Origin of the sequence: Streptomyces sp. NPDC050617, assembly GCF_040654795.1 — a bacterium.
Taxonomy (GTDB): domain Bacteria; phylum Actinomycetota; class Actinomycetes; order Streptomycetales; family Streptomycetaceae; genus Streptomyces.
The window spans coordinates 1-16370 of the sequence record NZ_JBFAIS010000051.1 but is presented as its reverse complement, the minus strand read 5'-3'; the positions used below and the strand labels follow the sequence as shown (position 1 = coordinate 16370).

10 protein-coding genes, 1 tRNA gene and 1 pseudogene are annotated in these 16370 nt (G+C 68.0%); 2 read left to right on the top strand and 10 right to left on the bottom strand.

All coding sequences use genetic code 11. The features are described 5' to 3' along the window. The 3 genes from AB0I49_RS37155 to AB0I49_RS37145 are packed head-to-tail and all read right to left on the bottom strand — an operon-like array spanning nucleotide 1 to nucleotide 6502. Nucleotides 1-3576: a signal recognition particle gene (locus tag AB0I49_RS37155; protein ID WP_363231643.1), complete on the bottom strand. Its 3576-nt coding sequence runs from the start codon at nucleotides 3574-3576 to the stop codon at nucleotides 1-3. Further along, a complete protein-coding gene (locus AB0I49_RS37150) occupies nucleotides 3576-4775 on the bottom strand; it encodes a hypothetical protein (protein ID WP_363231642.1) in 1200 nt (399 codons plus the stop codon). Before AB0I49_RS37150 ends, AB0I49_RS37155 begins: the two co-directional genes overlap by 1 nt. Then, nucleotides 4772-6502, bottom strand: coding sequence for a PD-(D/E)XK nuclease family protein (locus AB0I49_RS37145; RefSeq protein WP_363231641.1), 1731 nt, complete (start codon nucleotides 6500-6502; stop codon nucleotides 4772-4774). Before AB0I49_RS37145 ends, AB0I49_RS37150 begins: the two co-directional genes overlap by 4 nt. Before the next feature lie 140 nt (nucleotides 6503-6642). Here AB0I49_RS37145 and AB0I49_RS37140 point away from each other — a divergent pair, with 140 nt between their 5' ends. After that, entirely contained in the window at nucleotides 6643-8628 is a 1986-nt protein-coding gene (locus tag AB0I49_RS37140; protein WP_363231640.1) for an N-6 DNA methylase, read from the top strand. A 25-nt stretch (nucleotides 8629-8653) separates the two neighbouring features. Then, on the top strand, nucleotides 8654-9931 hold the full coding sequence (locus AB0I49_RS37135; RefSeq protein WP_363231639.1) for a serine/threonine-protein kinase: 1278 nt from the start codon (nucleotides 8654-8656) through the stop codon (nucleotides 9929-9931). Nucleotides 9932-9945: 14 nt separating this feature from the next. On the opposite strand, the gene AB0I49_RS37130 is transcribed toward AB0I49_RS37135, so the two are convergent. The 7 genes and pseudogenes from AB0I49_RS37130 to AB0I49_RS37100 form a co-directional block, all read right to left on the bottom strand. Beyond that, on the bottom strand, nucleotides 9946-11580 hold the full coding sequence (locus AB0I49_RS37130) for a hypothetical protein (protein ID WP_363231638.1): 1635 nt from the start codon (nucleotides 11578-11580) through the stop codon (nucleotides 9946-9948). Between the two features lie 346 nt (nucleotides 11581-11926). Continuing rightward, complete coding sequence (locus AB0I49_RS37125) at nucleotides 11927-12331, bottom strand: hypothetical protein (protein ID WP_363231637.1); 405 nt, start codon at nucleotides 12329-12331, stop codon at nucleotides 11927-11929. A gap of 564 nt (nucleotides 12332-12895) precedes the next feature. After that, nucleotides 12896-12964: transfer RNA gene (locus AB0I49_RS37120), tRNA-Gly, on the bottom strand. Next, nucleotides 12957-13976, bottom strand: a complete 1020-nt coding sequence (locus AB0I49_RS37115; protein ID WP_363231636.1) for a hemolysin family protein — start codon at nucleotides 13974-13976, stop codon at nucleotides 12957-12959. Before AB0I49_RS37115 ends, AB0I49_RS37120 begins: the two co-directional genes overlap by 8 nt. Then, the gene (locus AB0I49_RS37110) at nucleotides 13973-15343 is read right to left on the bottom strand and encodes a hemolysin family protein (RefSeq protein WP_363231635.1); all 1371 of its coding nucleotides are present in this window, start codon (nucleotides 15341-15343) and stop codon (nucleotides 13973-13975) included. Before AB0I49_RS37110 ends, AB0I49_RS37115 begins: the two co-directional genes overlap by 4 nt. 255 nt (nucleotides 15344-15598) lie before the next feature. Further along, nucleotides 15599-16033, bottom strand: coding sequence for a GNAT family N-acetyltransferase (locus AB0I49_RS37105; protein ID WP_363231634.1), 435 nt, complete (start codon nucleotides 16031-16033; stop codon nucleotides 15599-15601). 141 nt (nucleotides 16034-16174) lie between these two features. Then, nucleotides 16175-16267 (bottom strand): annotated as a pseudogene (locus AB0I49_RS37100) (LLM class F420-dependent oxidoreductase); the annotation flags it as partial. Nucleotides 16268-16370 lie beyond the last annotated feature (103 nt).

Below are 16370 nucleotides of genomic sequence, written 5' to 3'. Positions count from 1 at the left end.
TCATCGGGTCGCGCGAAGCAGTGCGTCCGGTCGGTAGGGGGGAATGTTCTTGAGCGCCAGGTAGAGGGGCTCGTAGAGGGTCCGCACCAGTTGCTGTTCGGCCAGGGGGGTTGGGCCCTCGTTGTCGAAGTACGGTTCGAGGACGTGGACCATGCTGGCGAGCAGTCCCGTGCGGAAGGTATCGGCTCCTCGGCCAGCGGCCTCGCGCTCGGCGAACCGCGAGTCCACGAAGACGACCCTCGCCGGGACCCCGCCACGCACCAGCCGCCCGACGACCTGCCACATCACGACCAAGCGGTCCCAGGTGAAGGCCGCCTTGTCCTCATCGTTCAAGTGCCGCCAGGCCATCTTCCGGGTGAGCAAATGACGCCATCGGATGCGTGCCTCCCTGCGGAAGGCACGTCCGGCCGCGTTGAGGTCTGGAGCCGAAGTAACCAACTCCTCGAATCCGCGGCCGGATACCAGGCGCGTCACCCAACTGTTGATGCCCTGGACCGCGAGGCCGATGTCGTGCGGGCGAGGGTGGGGACGGGCGAGGAAGAAGACCGAGCCGATTGCCGCCTGACCTGCGTCGTTGAGGATGTTGTGTCCGCGTTCTACCGACATGAGCGGCGCAATCAGGATTTCGGCGTGCATAGCTCCGAACACGGAAACGTCACCGCGTCGCAGCGTCCCGGTCTCGGTGACTGCCACCGGGTCACCCGGCGTAGCACCACCGAAGGAAGCCTCCAGCTCAGCGTCGTCCGCGATCAGTCGGCACACTTTTCCCTTCCAACGGGGAACGGTCTCAAGAAGCTGGAAGCCTCGACGGGCCTCCTCGTACGAGCCGACGAGCACTAGCAGACGCTTCCGCTTGGAGTTGTCGATCAGGTCCAGTTCCTGCTCGAAGTCGCTTTGGAACTGGCCGTCCCGCGGCCTAGCGAGACCGTCGAGCATCCACTCCAGAACCTTCGGGCGCCGGTCCGGACGCATCCCGGACAAGTGCAACGGCTTCCCGTCCGGACCAGGAACGAAGATTTTACGGAAGGAGGTGCAGAGCAGTGCGCTGCGCTCTCTGGGGGAGGGCTTCAGGATGGCGCGGACTGGTGCCAGCACGTGTGCGCCCGCTGCGGTGCCGGCCCAACTGGTCCCCGACATCAGGAGCACGTGGGCCGTCGGCCCGCCGTCGAGCGCCGCCACCTCGTGCAGCCCGGTCACCAGCGAGCGGCCCACCCCGGCACAGCGGAAGAAGCGCAGCACGGCGCTGCTGGAGCTCAGGGCGGAGTCCGCTTCTTCGGTAAGGAATTGAAACCCGAGGATGTTGCCCATCGGTGACTCCGGCACCAGGGGGCCGTAGTCGAGCGGTGGGCGCCGGGACAGTTGATTGTCCGTCGATTCCAGGTTGAGCGCGGCTTCCACGGTCGGCCACAACTCAGTGAGGACGTCGAGGCGTTGTTGGAGGACCCCGAGCAGCAGGGTGAACTCGAAGCGCATCGTCTTGACGAGGAGTTCGTCGGGGGTCTTGGGGGAGATCCTGGAAAGTCGCTCCAGCGCTTCTCCGGCCCTGGCACGAGTGCGGTCCTCGTCCAGGGTGTGCAACAGGTCATGGGTGAGACTCACCAGATCGGTCAGTTCGGGGTTGTCGGATTGGCTGCCTCCGAGTGGGTCGTCGCGGAAGGAGTCAAGGATCTCCATGACCGCGTCCCGCCGCGCGGTGCGCGGATCGGCCGGCTCCCCGCCTGCTGCGGATACGCGATCCTCTGCGTCGGGGTCCGGCCCGTCCAGGTCGTCCTCCTCGTGGGAGTCCTCCTCGAACTCGATGTCTGGTTCGTCGTCCTCTTCCGATCTCTCCGGTGCTGCCCGGTCCCGGAACCAGTCTTCAACCAGCTTCTGTTGGAGCGTCCACGTACTGAAATAGTCTGCCTGCACCCAAGCCCGGAGCTTGGAGTGGCGCATGAGCATGGAGTACAGCCGATTGGTAGCGGCAATCGACGCGGTCAGGGAGGAGGACCAGCGGTCCACATCCGCGCTTGACAGCTGTCGGCGTCCCTGGCGGGCGAATTCGGCGGTGGTGTGTGACTGAAGCTCGTCGAGCCAGGAATCCGGAGCGCGACCGACCAGGGTGGCGGAGGGTACGAACATGGAGTCGAGCTGCATTTGCACGCGATCTGCTTCGTCCACGATGATCAGGTCGCTGCGGACACACGCGACTTCCAGGAACCTGGCCCGCTCCCTGTTCTGGTGCCGGGGTGTCAGACCGTAGATGAGGCTGGCGGGGTTGGCCACCCAGATGTCGGCATCGACCAGATCGTGGGCGCCGCGGTGTCGGGGGCAGTCGGCCCACAGAGGACAGCCCTGCTCACCGGAGAGATGGACGTTTGTGTCGTTGACAGTTGCAGCAGGCGGTTCGACCGGCGGCTCCACGGCACGCGAACCCACCTCGTCCGAACCGGGTGTGGATGTTTGGGGGTCTGCCGGGTACAGACGGACGCAGGGCGACTCGCTCAGGCCGAGAGGGCGAAGGGCTTCGGTACTGCGCAGAGCATCGAGCGGGCAGGCCGTGCTCAAGTATGTGAAGCGCTCGGCCGCGTGGCTGAGCAGGGACACCGCTCCCGCGCTGGCTAGTCTGCGGTGCATGCGCTGAGCGTTCCGCGCTCTGGTGGAGGCTCCCAGCACGGGGGCGACCTTGAGCTTCAGCGCACTGAACAAGGCCACCAGCATGAGCTGTTCGGCTACGTCTCCTACGACGATGGCCACCCTCCGGCCTTGTCGCACGGCATGGACGGTGAGCACGTCTCGCAGGGTGCTCTTGCCAGCGCCAACCATGCCTACGAGGTGGAAGAGGCCGGTGACGGACAACTTCCGGCTGGGGCGGTACTCCTTCTCTTCTTGGTCGAGCACATCCAGATCGATCCGAAGCATCCTGTTGCACCAGGTCTTGCGGGGGTCTGTGATCCTCAGTTGTCTGTCCATCCACTCGGCCGTTGCCAGTAGTTCGGCCCAGGTCGCCTCGATCGGCCTGCCCGCCTCGGGAGGAGGTACGAGGCTGTGGGGATGAACGGGGCTCACCGGGAGATGCTCGGGCAGTCGGACGGAGGTGAGGAGTTTCCCCTGCGGGAAGCGGTACGACCTTCCCGGTTGGGCGATCATCATCCGTTTCCGGCGGTGAAAGGGAGGTGTGGAGGTGAGGGCCCGTTCGTACACTTCCCAGCGTTTGGAGGCTATCGACACCTCCTCTCGCTGGGCCGGCGCGTCGAGGTCGGTGATCCGGTAGCCGCGTACCTCGGCGGGGAAGGACGCGTACTGCTGCAGTGCGCGTTCCCAGGTGCGTCGTCGCCTGAGCATCCACAACAAGTGGCGTGCCACCCGGAGGATCCTCTCCCTCTCTGGTGCGCGGTCCCGTACCAGCGCGAAGGGGTAGCCACCCAGTACTGTCCACGCGGAGATGGCCGGCTCCCCGGGGCAGAGGCGTTCCAACAGGTAGAGCCCTAGCTCCACGCGGCACAGGCGAGTCGGGCGATTCGGTCCGCCGTCCACGGGCCAGGTGGCACGGATCGTGGCGGCTGTCTTGGTGAGCCAGGAGTTCCGGTCACGCATCAGAACAGCCCCTCCCTCGGTTCGTCGCCCCGATCCAGGGCCATGCCTGTGTGTCGATTCCTGAGAGCGACGGGCCCGACGAGCTGCCGCACGGTGCCCACCAATTCCCTGTCCGTTATGAGGTCAGGTGACGAGGACGACCGGTAGCGTTCAAAGGTCGCGCGGAAGCCAGGACGATCGCGAAGCCGGGCGGACGGCACCACCCAGGTGCAGCGGTCGTACGGAGGGTCGGGGGGCGGTGGCTTCGCCTGTCGTCCCAGCAGGGCGGGACTTGCCCAGTCCTTGCAGTCGACAGCCAAGGCAGTGCCGTCGGGGAGTCGTACACGCATGCCGTAGTTGCCGAAACCGGGCCACAGTTCGACATCCGCTCCGTTGTTCGTCAGTCGGCGGGCCATCCGAATCTCCCAGGTGCCGGGCTCGGACACCCATTGGCGCAGTGGCCGGATCAGGAGGTGGATACCGCCACCGTGATCGGCCCGATACTCACGGCCGCGACGAACGGTGCCCATGTCACGGCATCGTTGCCGCTCGCACCACAGTCCGCCCTCGGTCGTGGGGTGCAACAGAGTGTGACAGCGAGCGCAGGCGGTGTAGGTGCGCTGCTCCTGGTCGAGGTAGCTGGCCGGTGTCGGCTGGTAGATGTCGCGCAGCAGGTCGCCGAGTGCTTCCAGCTCACCGTTCCCCGCCGCGGGGAGGGTGGTGAGTTCGCGGTGGGTCAGTACGGGGCGCCGCACCAGCAGCCGTCGGAAGGCGTGGTACGCCTCCGGATGGACTTCCTCCTGGCAGCGTTGTGCCGCGATGGTCATGTAGCGCTGCTCGGAGTAGAGGGAGGCGGAGTCCTCCGCGTCCACGGCCCATTCATAGCAGAGCTGGGTCGGCTGACGGGTCGCCTTGTCCAGGAGCAGCGACCCAGGGGGCACTGCGTCGGGCGGCAGCGCGGCGGGCCATCTGTCCACGGGGCGGTGTGCCGCCCACTCGACGAGCTTGAGCAGACTCGTGGGCGGCTCTGCCTTAAGCAGCAGGCAGGTGAGGATGGTGCTGTTCAGAGCACGTTGCGCCTCGTCGGGGTACGGAAGGGTGGTTGCCCCCGTGTTGGCCACCTGGCTGAGGCGGACCATGCCGGTGGCGATGCTACGGAGCAAGAGGATGCCTTCCGCCTCCGCCCAGCAGGCCGGCGGAAACTTCCGTTCAGAGCTCATCCAAGTCCTTCGCGACGGATATCGGGGAGTACGGGACGGCACCAAACGGCCATTTCGCAGTCCTGGCAGTGAGAACCCATTCGAGCGACGGCAGTGGTGTCCGCGTGCCAGTCGGCAGCCAGGGCCTGCATGGTCTGACGTGCTGCGGCGCGGATCTCGGGATCGAAGGGGTCTATCAAGGTGAGCCGGGCACCGTGCGGTCCGAGGATTTCAAGCTCCACCCGTGCTGCGGAGACGTCCTCGTTGAGGACGGGGCTGGAGCTGAGGAGGACGGCGAGTGCGAGTTGCGGCCGTTCGCGGAGGACGTCGGCGGTCTCGGGTGGATAGCGTCGGGAATCGGTCTTCGTCTCCCGGTAGACCCAGGAGGCCCCATCCCGGTAGAGCATGTCCGCCTTGGCGATCACTATGGTGTCGGCTGCGGTGTCGTGCACCACGAGGGTCCGTTCGTGGACCACTTCGGTGACCGTGGAGAGTTTGTACGGGCAGTAGCGGGCATGAGCGGCAATCATCCGCGAGCCGAGCTCTGCCTGTTCCTGCGGAACTGTCCACGATCCCGCCGTCCAGGCGATCCGGCCGTCCGGTGCGTCGGAGGGGCGACAGGCGATTCCCGGATGTGACTCGTGGTGCTGCTGGATCCAGGTGTGTACGGCGTGGCCGCGAATAACGGGCGGGGTGAGTGCGCGCCCGTCGCGGTCCGGCAACCGGAGCCGACGTAGCCGCTCGCGGGCGGGGCAGCCCTCATCGAGGCCGGGGCGGCCGACGTATGAGCGACCGTTGGTGACCGACCAAGTGCGTCGTGGTCGGGTCCGGTCCTCGATGCCCAGGACCCCACCGAGGCGGCTCAGCGCCGGACAGCTCGGGGCGAATTTGCAGTCCTCGCAGTCGTGGCCGGGAAGGAAGGCATCGGCGGAGATGGCGGTGGCCAGCCCCGGAAGGCCATGGGCCGCGTAGCCTCGTGCCACGTCCTCCGGACCTTCTCGGAGTACTTCGCTTCGCTGCCCGTCCAGGCAGCTCACCTCGGTGATCCTCACCTCCTCGGGCTGCCGCCAGGCGGCTTCGCCGGCGTCCAGAACCGGCTGGGCGTCCTTGCCCCAGTGGAAGCGGTCCGGCAACCGGTGAGGTTCGCCACGGGCCACGATCTGCGCGATTGCTGTCAAGCCTGCCCGCTCGGCCGGTTCGACATGCCCAGCGGTTCCCGGATCCGTCTCGCGCAGCTCCCTGGCGACCGGTACGCGTAGCTCCCGCACTCGGCCGTCGGCCGAGGCGTACGGGCGACCCCAGACGCACTGTTCGTAGCGCTTGGCACCACGGCTGTCGGGTTCTCTGAGCCGGGTGACGATGATCCAGGAGTGGGATACGGGCTGAAGATCCGGGATGTTGCCCTCCAGATAACGGTCGAGCGCGAAGCGTGTCCAGGTGGCGAGTCCCGGATCGGCCTCGGGCCGCTCCCTGGTGGCCGCGAGGGCGCGATGGAGGGCTTCTTCGGGGCCGGCGCCCTTGTACTCGATCAGATCGAGTGCGTTTTGGAGTGGACCGAGGTTGAAGCCCTCGCGTGCGTCGGCTTTGTACGAGGGAAGGGGGCCCGGGGCCAGTTTGAGTCCAGCTCGCGCCTTGAGCGCCCCTTTGTAAGGACAGTTGCCCGTGCTCGGGCGGAGCAGTGATCCGGAGAACACACGGATCAGTCCGGTGGTCCATGTGCTCTCACGCGGTGGCGTCCATGCAGGCATGCAATCTCCACGGCATCGGCCTCGAGGGTTCACCATGGGAGCACATTTTTGTGAAGCTAGTCAACCAGCTCTTTTGGGTGACTTGCGCTAACTGGTCTTCTCGGTATGATCCCTGCGCAATGTCGCGCGAGGAGGGTTTGATGACGAGCGGAGCCACGGTCACAGCGGCTGAGATCGCCCGCATGGCCGGGGTCGGATCGGCGGCGGTGAGCAATTGGCGTCGGCGTTACGCGGAGTTTCCCACCCCGGCGGGCGGCACTGCGGCCAGTCCGCGGTTCTCCTTGCGGGAAGTCATGAATTGGCTCGAAGCCCATGGCCGTCCGGTTCGTCTCTCGCCGGTCGACGAGGTGTGGCGAGCGATGGAGGTCCTACGGGACCCCGGGCGACCCGGCGGAATACTGGCCACGGTCGGGCTCCGGTTGCTCGGCGGGGATCATTCCCTAAACCTCGACCGGCCTGCGGCGGCAGCTGGGACCTTGCCAGCGGAGCTGGGCGTTCGCGTCGATGGGTTGAAGGACCAGCTAGGCGCTGCCGAGGCGTTCGAAGCGTTGCTCAGCCGTTGGGTGGAGGCGCACGCCCGCCAGGTGGAAGTGACACCGGCTCCGGTCGCGGCGCTGATGTGCGTGCTGGCGGCTTCCGTGGAGGGCGAAGCCCCTCGCTCTGTATTGGACCCCGCGTGCGGCACGGGCAGTCTCCTCCTCGACGCCGCGAAGAACGGCACCGCCGTCCTGCTCGGCCAGGAAACCCATCCCGACCTCGCGGAGATCACGGCCGTACGGCTGCGGCTCCACGGCTGCCACGAGGCCTCCGTCACCGCGGGCGATTCCTTGCTGGCGAACGCCCACTCCGCTGCACGGGTGCAGGGCATTGTCTGCAACCTCCCGTTCGGCCAGCGCGATTGGGGCCGGTCCGAATTGGGATACGACACTCGATGGTCCTACGGCTTGCCACCCAAGGGAGAGCCCGAACTCGCCTGGGTCCAGCATGCGATGGCTCACCTTGACGAAGGGGGTCGGGCGGTCCTCCTCATGCCCGCCGCCGCGGCCGCCAGGCCCTCGGGCCGACGCATTCGTGCCGAATTGGTGCGGCGCGGCGCGCTGCGTGCAGTCGTGGCTCTGCCGCCCGGCTCCACGTCCAGCCACGCGTTGGGGACCCACCTCTGGCTTGCCGGGCCCGGCGAGGAGGCGGCCTCGCGCGACGTGCTCTTCGTCGATACGGAGCGGCTGGACCTGTCTCCCCTCGAGAGTCGCACCAACGGCACGGACTGGGAGGCCGTGCATACCGCCGTCTCCGTGTCGTGGCGTCGGTTCCAGGAGGGAACAGCGGTGGACCCGGCCTTCTCCCGCGCGGTCCCCATCACCGAGCTCCTTGACGAGGACGTGGACGTCACCCCGGCGCGCCATGTCCGTACGGATCTCGGCAAAACCGTCGATCCGGTGCAACTGGAGGCGGACCGAGCCAGTTGGCGTCAGTCGCTGACCGGACTGGTGGACGCTTTGCCTGCCGTACGGGAAACGCCGCCGGGCGGTCCGGCATCGACTGGCCCGCAGGCGCTGGTCCCGCTGGACGACCTCATCCGCTCTGGCGCGTTGAGGATGTGGCGGGGTGCCTCCGGTCGGGGAACACCCACCGGGGCGATGACCCGGGCGCCGCTCCTCAGCATGCGCGAGGGGCTGTCCTGTACGGCGCCCAGCGGTCAGACGTACGTCACCGAATCCGAGTCCATCCGTGAAGCGGATGTCCTGGTTTTCGCCGGTTCGCCATACGGCGCGCGTCCTGCGGTACCACAGGAGTACGGCGCTGCGGCCGGACAGGGAATTACGGTGCTGCGTCCCGAACCGGATTTCCTGGACTCCTGGTTCTTGGCCGGTTCGCTTTCCGGCAGCCCCGGCGTCGGAACCGCGGGGGCCACCGGGCGGCCGAGTCGCCTCGATCCGGGACGCCTCTTCCTCCCAGTCAGGGGTTTGGAGGAGCAGCGCCGGATCGGTCGGGCTTTCAGGGACATCGCGCGGTTCGAAGAAGCCTTGGAGCAGGTGGCCGACCGTGGTCGCCGCGTCGCTCACCACTTGGGGGAGGCGTTGACCGCCGGGTTGGTCGATCCGGCCGACGATGACAAGCAGTACTGAGTTGTTCCGGAGAGAGGTCGACACCATGTTCGATATCCACGCAGGTCTGGTCCTGCGCTCCCGCTACCGGCTGGACGGACCTCTCGACCGAGGTGGCATGGGAATGGTCTGGCGGGCCTATGACTTGATGCTCAGTCGTACGGTCGCCGTGAAGTTCGCGGATCCCTCAGCGGCTTCGACCCTCGAGGGGCGAAGCGACTTGCTCAAGCGCTTCCAGCAGGAGGCCGGGGTGACCGCGCGATTCACGAACATCGGGGTGCCTGCGATCTACGATTTCGGTGAGCAACACGGGCTCTTTTACCTCGTCATGGAGCGGATCCACGGCTCGACCCTCAAGGAGCTGAGGGTGGAGTGCGGAATGCTCGAACTCCCCGTCGCGGCCAGCATCGTCGTGTCCATCTGTAATGTCCTTGCGGAGGCGCACCGTGAGGGAATCGTGCACCGTGACCTGAAACCCCACAACGTGATGGTCTCTGAACAGGGCTACACCAAGGTCCTGGACTTTGGCATCGCCCGAGTGCCGGGAGCTGCCGGGGACACCCGACTCACCGGCACGGGCACGAATCCCGGCAGCCCCGCCTACATGTCACCCGAACAGGTCAGGGGCGAGGAAGTGACCGGACGGTCTGACCTCTATGCCCTGGGCTGCCTGCTGTACGAGATGCTCGCGGATCGTGAGGTCTTCCCTCACCACAGCGAGTACGCAGTCCGGCACATGCATAACACCGTCACTCCCGACCCACTGGACACGCTCCGCGCGGGGCTTCCTGACGAGGTGCTATATCTCGTCGCCCGACTGCTCGCCAAGGACGCCGCAGAGCGGCCAGCCACCGCAGACGAAGTGAACCGGGTTCTCCGCGCCTACCTGCCCGCTAGGGGCGACGGCCCGCCGGCCGACCACATCCGGCCCGATCCTACCCGGCCCTTCCGCGAGCTGTTCGCACCCGAGGACAGGTCGCTGACCGGCCCCCGTGGGGAACTGCCCACCACGGCTCCGCACATCTTTCGGCCGCGGGCCGATGCCAGGGACCTCCATCACGAGGTACGGGGCCTGCTCGCGACGGAGCCGGCCAAGGCGGCCGACCTGCTCACCGAGCGTTTGCCGGTATTGGAGAAGCAGTACGGTCTCCGATCCGTCGAAGTGCTCGATCTCCGTTTCGATCTGGCTGAGGCACTGCTCGCCCAGAACGACCGTGGGGCAGCGCAGACCGTCTACACGGGGATCTTCCGTGACACCTTCGGTGTGAGCGGGTTAGAGCTGTATCTGGGCCGAGCGGAGGGGGGCCTCAGCCGGTGCGACTGAGGCTTCCGGACACATCACAATTCCGCTTCCGCGTTCTTCGCCTGCTCTACGTAGCGATCGCCCCAGGCCGCGACACCACGGCTGACCCAGTCGAGAGTGTCCCGTACTTCCCTCACCTGAGAAGGCTCCCAGCCCTCCTTCGACACGTAGCTGGGGCCGCCTTCCTCCGTGGGAACGGCTGCCATCTCCTCCACCTCCCTGCGTAGCTTGTCGACGGACTCCCGCACTCCCGCCCAGCTCATAGAGGCCGCTTTGAAGCCCACTCGGGCGTTTTCGAGCGGCGACGGTCCACCACTGTAGGTGTGGCGCACGAGGGCATCGGTGAGATCTCGGGTTCGCCCCTCAGCTGTGACCAGCGGCTTGCCCCTCTCATCCACCTGGCGAAGCCGTTCGCCGGCTCGTCCCGCCCGGATGGCCTCGTACGCTTGGAGAACACCGTTGCGCCGGGACAGCATGGCCCGCAGTACCGTCGCGGCGCCCCTGTCGTCCTCGTCGTCGCTGCCTCCGAATACCTCGCGCTGCAAGGCCATCGGACTGGCCATTGCCATGTAGTAGGCGGCCTTCACCGCGAGTTCGGTTTGCGCGGGTCCGAGCCGACCGCTGTCGCCCAGACCTTGTTCCGTCTCGGCTAGGCCTGCGTCGCGCAGTTCCTCCAGCGTGCAGCTCCCTGCTCCGGCGCCCTCCAGCCGGGCCTCGGCCGACAGTTCCTCGATCTCGGGCAGTCGGTACGCGCGCTGGAGCACCGCGCGCCGCGGGCGGACGAATTTGATGTCGTCCTCGTCGTTGTCGCTCAGCTCAGTGCGCACCGGCCGCAGGATCAGCTCCACCGCGACGTCGACACGTTCCTCGCGCTTAGGGCGTTGTTTCGCGGTGAGGGATCGGATTCCCTCATTGACTCGCCGTGCTGTCTTGATCCCGCCCCCCAGCAGCGCACGGAGGATTTCTGCCGCGCGAACGTCCCGAAAACTGCTCAGTTCGGCTGATTCCGCCTCCTCCTGGGTAAGCGTGGCGTTGAACCAGAGTTTTTCCTTGGCCGTGATGTGGGCGGCTCGGGACCGCCCTGGCTCAGCGAGACTGTCCAGGACTGCGTCGGCCTTCGCTTCGTTCTCCACGGCTGCCCCGTAAGGACGCGGCGGACGGATGTGAGTGAGGCCGATGAAGTTGCGTACGGCCGTGTGGAATGCCTGGTCGGCGTGAGCGTTCGGCCGGAACCCGACGACCACACGGGCAGGGACGGTAAGTACGCGGAGCGTGCGGCGTTCTTCCTCGGTCAACAACTGCCAGTCCTGTCGCTGCAGTAGACGAGTCCAGCGGCTGATCTCCCCGCGGAGCTTTCGCGGGTCCGCGCCCCACTCGTACGCGATCTTCGACGGGGCGTATCCGAGCAGTTCGTGCACCGCGCTGATCCGGCTCGATCCGTCGGCCGCGATGAGCATGGCGCAGTCGGGATGATCGTTGTTGTGTGTTACCGCGAGCGGGACCACAGTCAGCGGTTGGAGTACGCCTTCGACGGCGATGTCTTGGGCCAGTGGGTTTTCCCTGACCAGTCGGCCCTTGGCGTTTTCCAGACGTTGGGCAAGCACGGTCGGTGTCTGAACGTGCATCTCCAACTCCGCCGCACCGAAGGGAGCCGACCCGGGCTCGGTCATCGTCGGCCGCCTCGCCCCGGGGCTCCCCAGCGCGTACCGGCGGTGTCCGTACTCCCGAGGATTGGTGGGATGGGGCAGCACCGTGGCCGACCACAACCGTGTTTCCGCGATGAGCAGGGTGCCACCCTGCACTCGTAGTTCAGCGGGGTCCGCGAGTCGCCGTCGCATGTCGTCCGGCCGAACGGCGGCTCGCGACACCGCCTGAGCTGTGCCTTTCGTGAGCCCGTGCCCGTGCAAGACGATCGCGAGTTTGTCGACCGCCGCTGTACGGGGCAGCGTCCATGGGGCGGGGTGCCACCCCGGGACGCTGTCGTCATCCACCAGGCCATGGGGCACCGAGGGCTCGTCAGCCACTGGTGACCTCCGTGATGCGGTCCACGAGGAGCAGCGCTTCCCTTGCCCGCCTCCGGTTGTCGTCTACTGTCGGAGGGTGTGCCCTTGTGAGTGTCAGACGTGCCGCGTATTCGCTGAGTGCTGCTCGCACTTGATACCACTCCTCCAAGGAGAGCGAGACGTTGTACAGCCGTTCGCCATGAACATTGACGACGTCGCAGTACTCCTCGCGCTCCGCGATGCCTGCCCACCGTGTCGCTACGCGCCCGAGTGTGACTACTGAACGGTCTTCTGCCGGGATGTCTGGTGTGGTGTCCACGGCCCGGCATTCCTCTGCGGCCTGGTGCAGTACCAGGGCCACGAGACTGACCTGTGTCTGGTCGAGGGCGATGAAGAAATCATCGGTCGGTTCTGTCACTGGACCGCGCTCCGCTGGGTCGGCCGATGTCTCATCGGCGATGCCACCTGGCTGCCTGGCCGCAGGTGCGTCGGGCAGAGCGAGAGAACGCGGGCGTGCCCGGCCGCTGACCTCCACCCGTGTCAACCCACGGCAGGAAGCAATGCCGTAGGCCTCTGGTGCCGCGCGAGCCATACACCATCCGGCCCGGGGGTGGAGGTGGTGATCAGCCTCATTCCCGAGGAGCACGGCGAGACAATGCGGCGACTCGGAGTTGGGGGACCGAGTGGGCCGCGCCGTCATAGTGCTGAATCATCGAGCGGGTCGCTGCGCGGGACTGTAGTCATGCGCATACAGACAGTGCAAGTCCGTCTCTGTCTCGTCCCACTGCTCACCGGACCGCTTCCGTGCCCCTGAAGCGTGGTGCAGGTCATGGGCATCGCTGCCCGGCCTGTGCTGCAGTCCGAGGTTGCCGACCTGATGCGTTGTCGGGGCCATGTGACTAGTGCTGGCCCCGGAAGCGAATCCAGACAACAACAAAGCCCCGGGCTGCTGGCCCGGGGCTTGAAGGGTCCTGCTGCGTCGAGCGGGAGACGAGAATCGAACTCGCGCTCTGAGCTTGGGAAGCTCAGGCTCCCGCCTGCCGTCACACGCCTGGCGGCTGTCCGACCAGTTCGCGCAGCACGTCCTCCATCGTGACGAGACCGGCCAGCCGGCCTTCCTCGCCGATGACGGCGGCGATGTGCGTGCCCGTGCTGCTCATCGCCGTGATCACGTCGTCCAGCGGCGTCGCGGCCCGCACCCGCGCGATGGGGCGCACCCGGTCGACGGGCAGCGGCAGATCCCGCGGCTTCGCGTCGAGCGCGTCCTTCACATGCAGATAGCCCAGAATCCGGCCGCCCGCGTCGAGCACCGGGAACCGCGAGAAGCCCGACTCGGCCGCCAGCCGCTCCAGGCCCTCGGGCGTCACCCCGATCCGCGCGGACACCACCCGCTCCACCGGCAGCACCACGTCCTTGACCGGGCGGCGGCCCAGCTCCAGCGCGTCCCGCAGCCGTTCGGTGGCCCGGTCGTCCAGCAGCCCCGCCTCGCTGGAGTCGGCGACCATACGGGCCAGCTCGTCGTCCGAGAAGGTGGCCGCCACCTCGCCCTTCGGCTCCACGCGCAACAGCTTGAGCAGCCCGTTCGCGAAGGCGTTGACCGCGAAGATCACCGGGCGCAGGGCGCGCGCCAGGCCCACCAGCGGCGGCCCGAGCAGCAACGCCGTGCGCACCGGCTCCGCGAGCGCGATGTTCTTCGGCACCATCTCGCCGAAGAGCATGTGCAGATACGTCGCCACAGCCAGCGCGATGACGAAGGAGATCGGATGGATGAGCCCGTCCGGCACGCCGACGCCGTGGAAGACCGGCTCCAACAGATGCGCGATGGCCGGCTCCGCGACCACGCCGAGGATCAGCGTGCACAGCGTGATGCCGAGCTGTGCCGCCGCCATCAGCGCCGATACGTGCCGCAGCCCCCACAGGACGCTGCGGGCCCGCCGGTCGCCGTCCTCGGCGTGCGGCTCGATCTGGCTGCGCCGCACCGAGATCAGCGCGAACTCGGCCCCGACGAAGAAGGCGTTGACGACCAGGGTCGCCAGGCCGATCAGCAGTTGGACCGCGGTCACCGGCCGGCCCCCTTGTCACTCTTGTCGCTGTCGCCGTTCTCATCGCTCTCGTCGTCGGCGCCGAGCAGCGGCGCCGTCAGCCGCACACGGGCCGCCCGGCGGCCCGTGGCGTCCACGACCTCGATCCGCCAGCCCGCCGCCTCGACGGTGTCGCCCTCCGCCGGGATGCGGCCCAGCTCGGTGGCGACGAGCCCGGCGAGAGTCTCGTACGGGCCGTCCGGCGCGCGCAGCCCGATCGCCTGGAGCTGGTCGGTACGGGCCGCGCCGTCCGCGTCGTACAGCTCGCGCCCCTCGGCGTCCGTGCCCGCCGGGGCCAGGTCGGGGGTCTCGGCGGGGTCGTGCTCGTCGCGGACCTCGCCCACCACCTCCTCGACGATGTCCTCCAGCGTCACGACGCCCGCCGTGCCGCCGTACTCGTCGATGACGACCGCCATGCTCCGCTTCCCGGAGATCCGGTCCAGCAGCCGGTCCACGGTTAGCGACTCCGGTACGAGCAGGGGCTCCCGCAGCAGCGACGCCACCGGGTGGCGGGGCCGCCGCTCGGCCGGCACGGCCAGCACGTCCTTGATGTGCGCGACGCCCACGACCGTGTCCAGGCTGCCCCGGTACACCGGGAAGCGGGACAGGCCGGTGGCGCGGGTCGCGTCGGCGACGTCCTCGGCCGTGGCCTGGATGTCGAGCGCCGTGACCTGGACGCGCGGCGTCATGACGTTCTCCGCCGTGAGGTCGGCGAGGTTCAGCGTCCGTACGAACAGCTCGGCGGTGTCCGCCTCCAGCGCGCCCTCCTTGGCGGAGTGGCGGGCGAGCGCTATGAGCTCCCGCGGGCCGCGCGCGGAGGCCAGCTCCTCGGCGGGCTCCAGGCCCATCCGGTGCAGCACGCGGTTCGCGGAGTTGTTGAGGTGTTTGATCAGCGGCCGGAAAGCGGAGCTGAAGACGCGCTGCGCCCCCGCGACCCGCCGGGCGACCGGCAGCGGCCGGGAGATCGCCCAGTTCTTCGGCACCAGCTCGCCGACGACCATCAGGACGACCGTGGAGAGCACGGTGCCCAGGACGAGCGCGGTCGAGGCGGCGGCGGAGGCCGGCAGGCCGGCCGCCTTCATCGGGCCGGTGAGCAGCGCGGCGATGGACGGCTTGGAGATCATGCCGATGACCAGGCCGGTGACGGTGATGCCGAGCTGCGCGCCGGACAACTGGAAGGTGAGACCCCGTACGGCCTTCAGCGCGCCCTCGGCCTTGCGGTCGCCGCGCTCGGCCGCCCGCTCCAGCTCGCTGCGCTCCACCGTGGTCAGGGAGAACTCGGCCGCCACGAAGACCGCGCACGCGAGGGTGAGCAGCAGGGCGACCACCAGGAGGATCACTTCGGTCATCGGTTCACCTCCGTCCCATGATCGGGCAAGGGCGGACGGATCGCTCGATGTCGACTACTGGGAGGCTCGCCCATGGGCGGACGCTCACACCTTTCACAAGAGGGTGACAGTGGGTGAATCATCCATGGTAAAGGAGGGGCAAAGCGCGCGAGGGTGCCGAAGCGCCTCGGCGGCGCCGCGTTCCGACGGACCGGCGTCTCGGCGATCCCGTCGCCCAGGGCCCGTGCCCGCGCCGTCCGGCGTGTCTCTGCCGCCTCAGCCGTCTCGGCCGCCCAGCGGCTTCGTCCAGCGCCGCCACTGCCGCTCGCGCGCGTAACCCGCCGCGCCCCAGGCGCGCTGCGCCACCACGTTGTCCTCCAGCACCATCGCGTCGCCCCGCCGCCCGCCCAGCTCCACGAACCGCCGCTCGGCGGCCGCCAGCAGCGCGGTGGCGATGCCCTGCCTGCGGGCGCCAGGGTGGACGGCCAGCCGGTACAACGAACACCGCCAGCCGTCGAAACCCGCGATGACGGTGCCCGCCAGCTCGCCGCCGACCTCGGCCAGCAGCAGCGACCCGCTGTCGCGGGCCACCAGCCGGGCCACGCCGTCCCGGTCGTCGCTGATGCTCGTACCCTCGGCGGCCTCCTTCCAGAAGGCCAACACGGCATCGAGGTCGGCGGGGCCCGCAGCCCGTATCCGAAGATCGCTCATGCCGATATCCCACCACCGGACGCGCCGCGCGGTCGAACATTTCCCCCGTGGCGCGGCACGGTCGGGCCCCGCGACGCACACCACGACCAGGCCCCCGAGGCTCCGCGGTCAGGTGCCCCGCAGCACCCGGTCGCCGTTGCCGCCGAGCCCCAGCTCCAGCCGCCCGTCCGTCAGCAGGCCGGCCGTCGCGACCTCGCGGGCGAGCAGCGCCGGGTTCCAGAACCCCGCGTTGAGTTTCTCAGCTTGTCCTACCTTCCAAGCGTGGGCCTGAGACGGTCATTCGTAAGATCGTCGGGCCCAGGGGTTCCGGGTATGGCTGTGAGCTTGTCGCCGTCCG

Coding starts and splice junctions, on each gene's coding strand:
- AB0I49_RS37155 (WP_363231643.1), bottom strand. CDS start 3,576: ATGCGTGACCGGAACTCCTGGCTCACCAAGACAGCCGCCACGATCCGT.
- AB0I49_RS37150 (WP_363231642.1), bottom strand. CDS start 4,775: ATGAGCTCTGAACGGAAGTTTCCGCCGGCCTGCTGGGCGGAGGCGGAA.
- AB0I49_RS37145 (WP_363231641.1), bottom strand. CDS start 6,502: ATGCCTGCATGGACGCCACCGCGTGAGAGCACATGGACCACCGGACTG.
- AB0I49_RS37140 (WP_363231640.1), top strand. CDS start 6,643: ATGACGAGCGGAGCCACGGTCACAGCGGCTGAGATCGCCCGCATGGCC.
- AB0I49_RS37135 (WP_363231639.1), top strand. CDS start 8,654: ATGTTCGATATCCACGCAGGTCTGGTCCTGCGCTCCCGCTACCGGCTG.
- AB0I49_RS37130 (WP_363231638.1), bottom strand. CDS start 11,580: ATGACCGAGCCCGGGTCGGCTCCCTTCGGTGCGGCGGAGTTGGAGATG.
- AB0I49_RS37110 (WP_363231635.1), bottom strand. CDS start 15,343: ATGACCGAAGTGATCCTCCTGGTGGTCGCCCTGCTGCTCACCCTCGCG.
- AB0I49_RS37105 (WP_363231634.1), bottom strand. CDS start 16,033: ATGAGCGATCTTCGGATACGGGCTGCGGGCCCCGCCGACCTCGATGCC.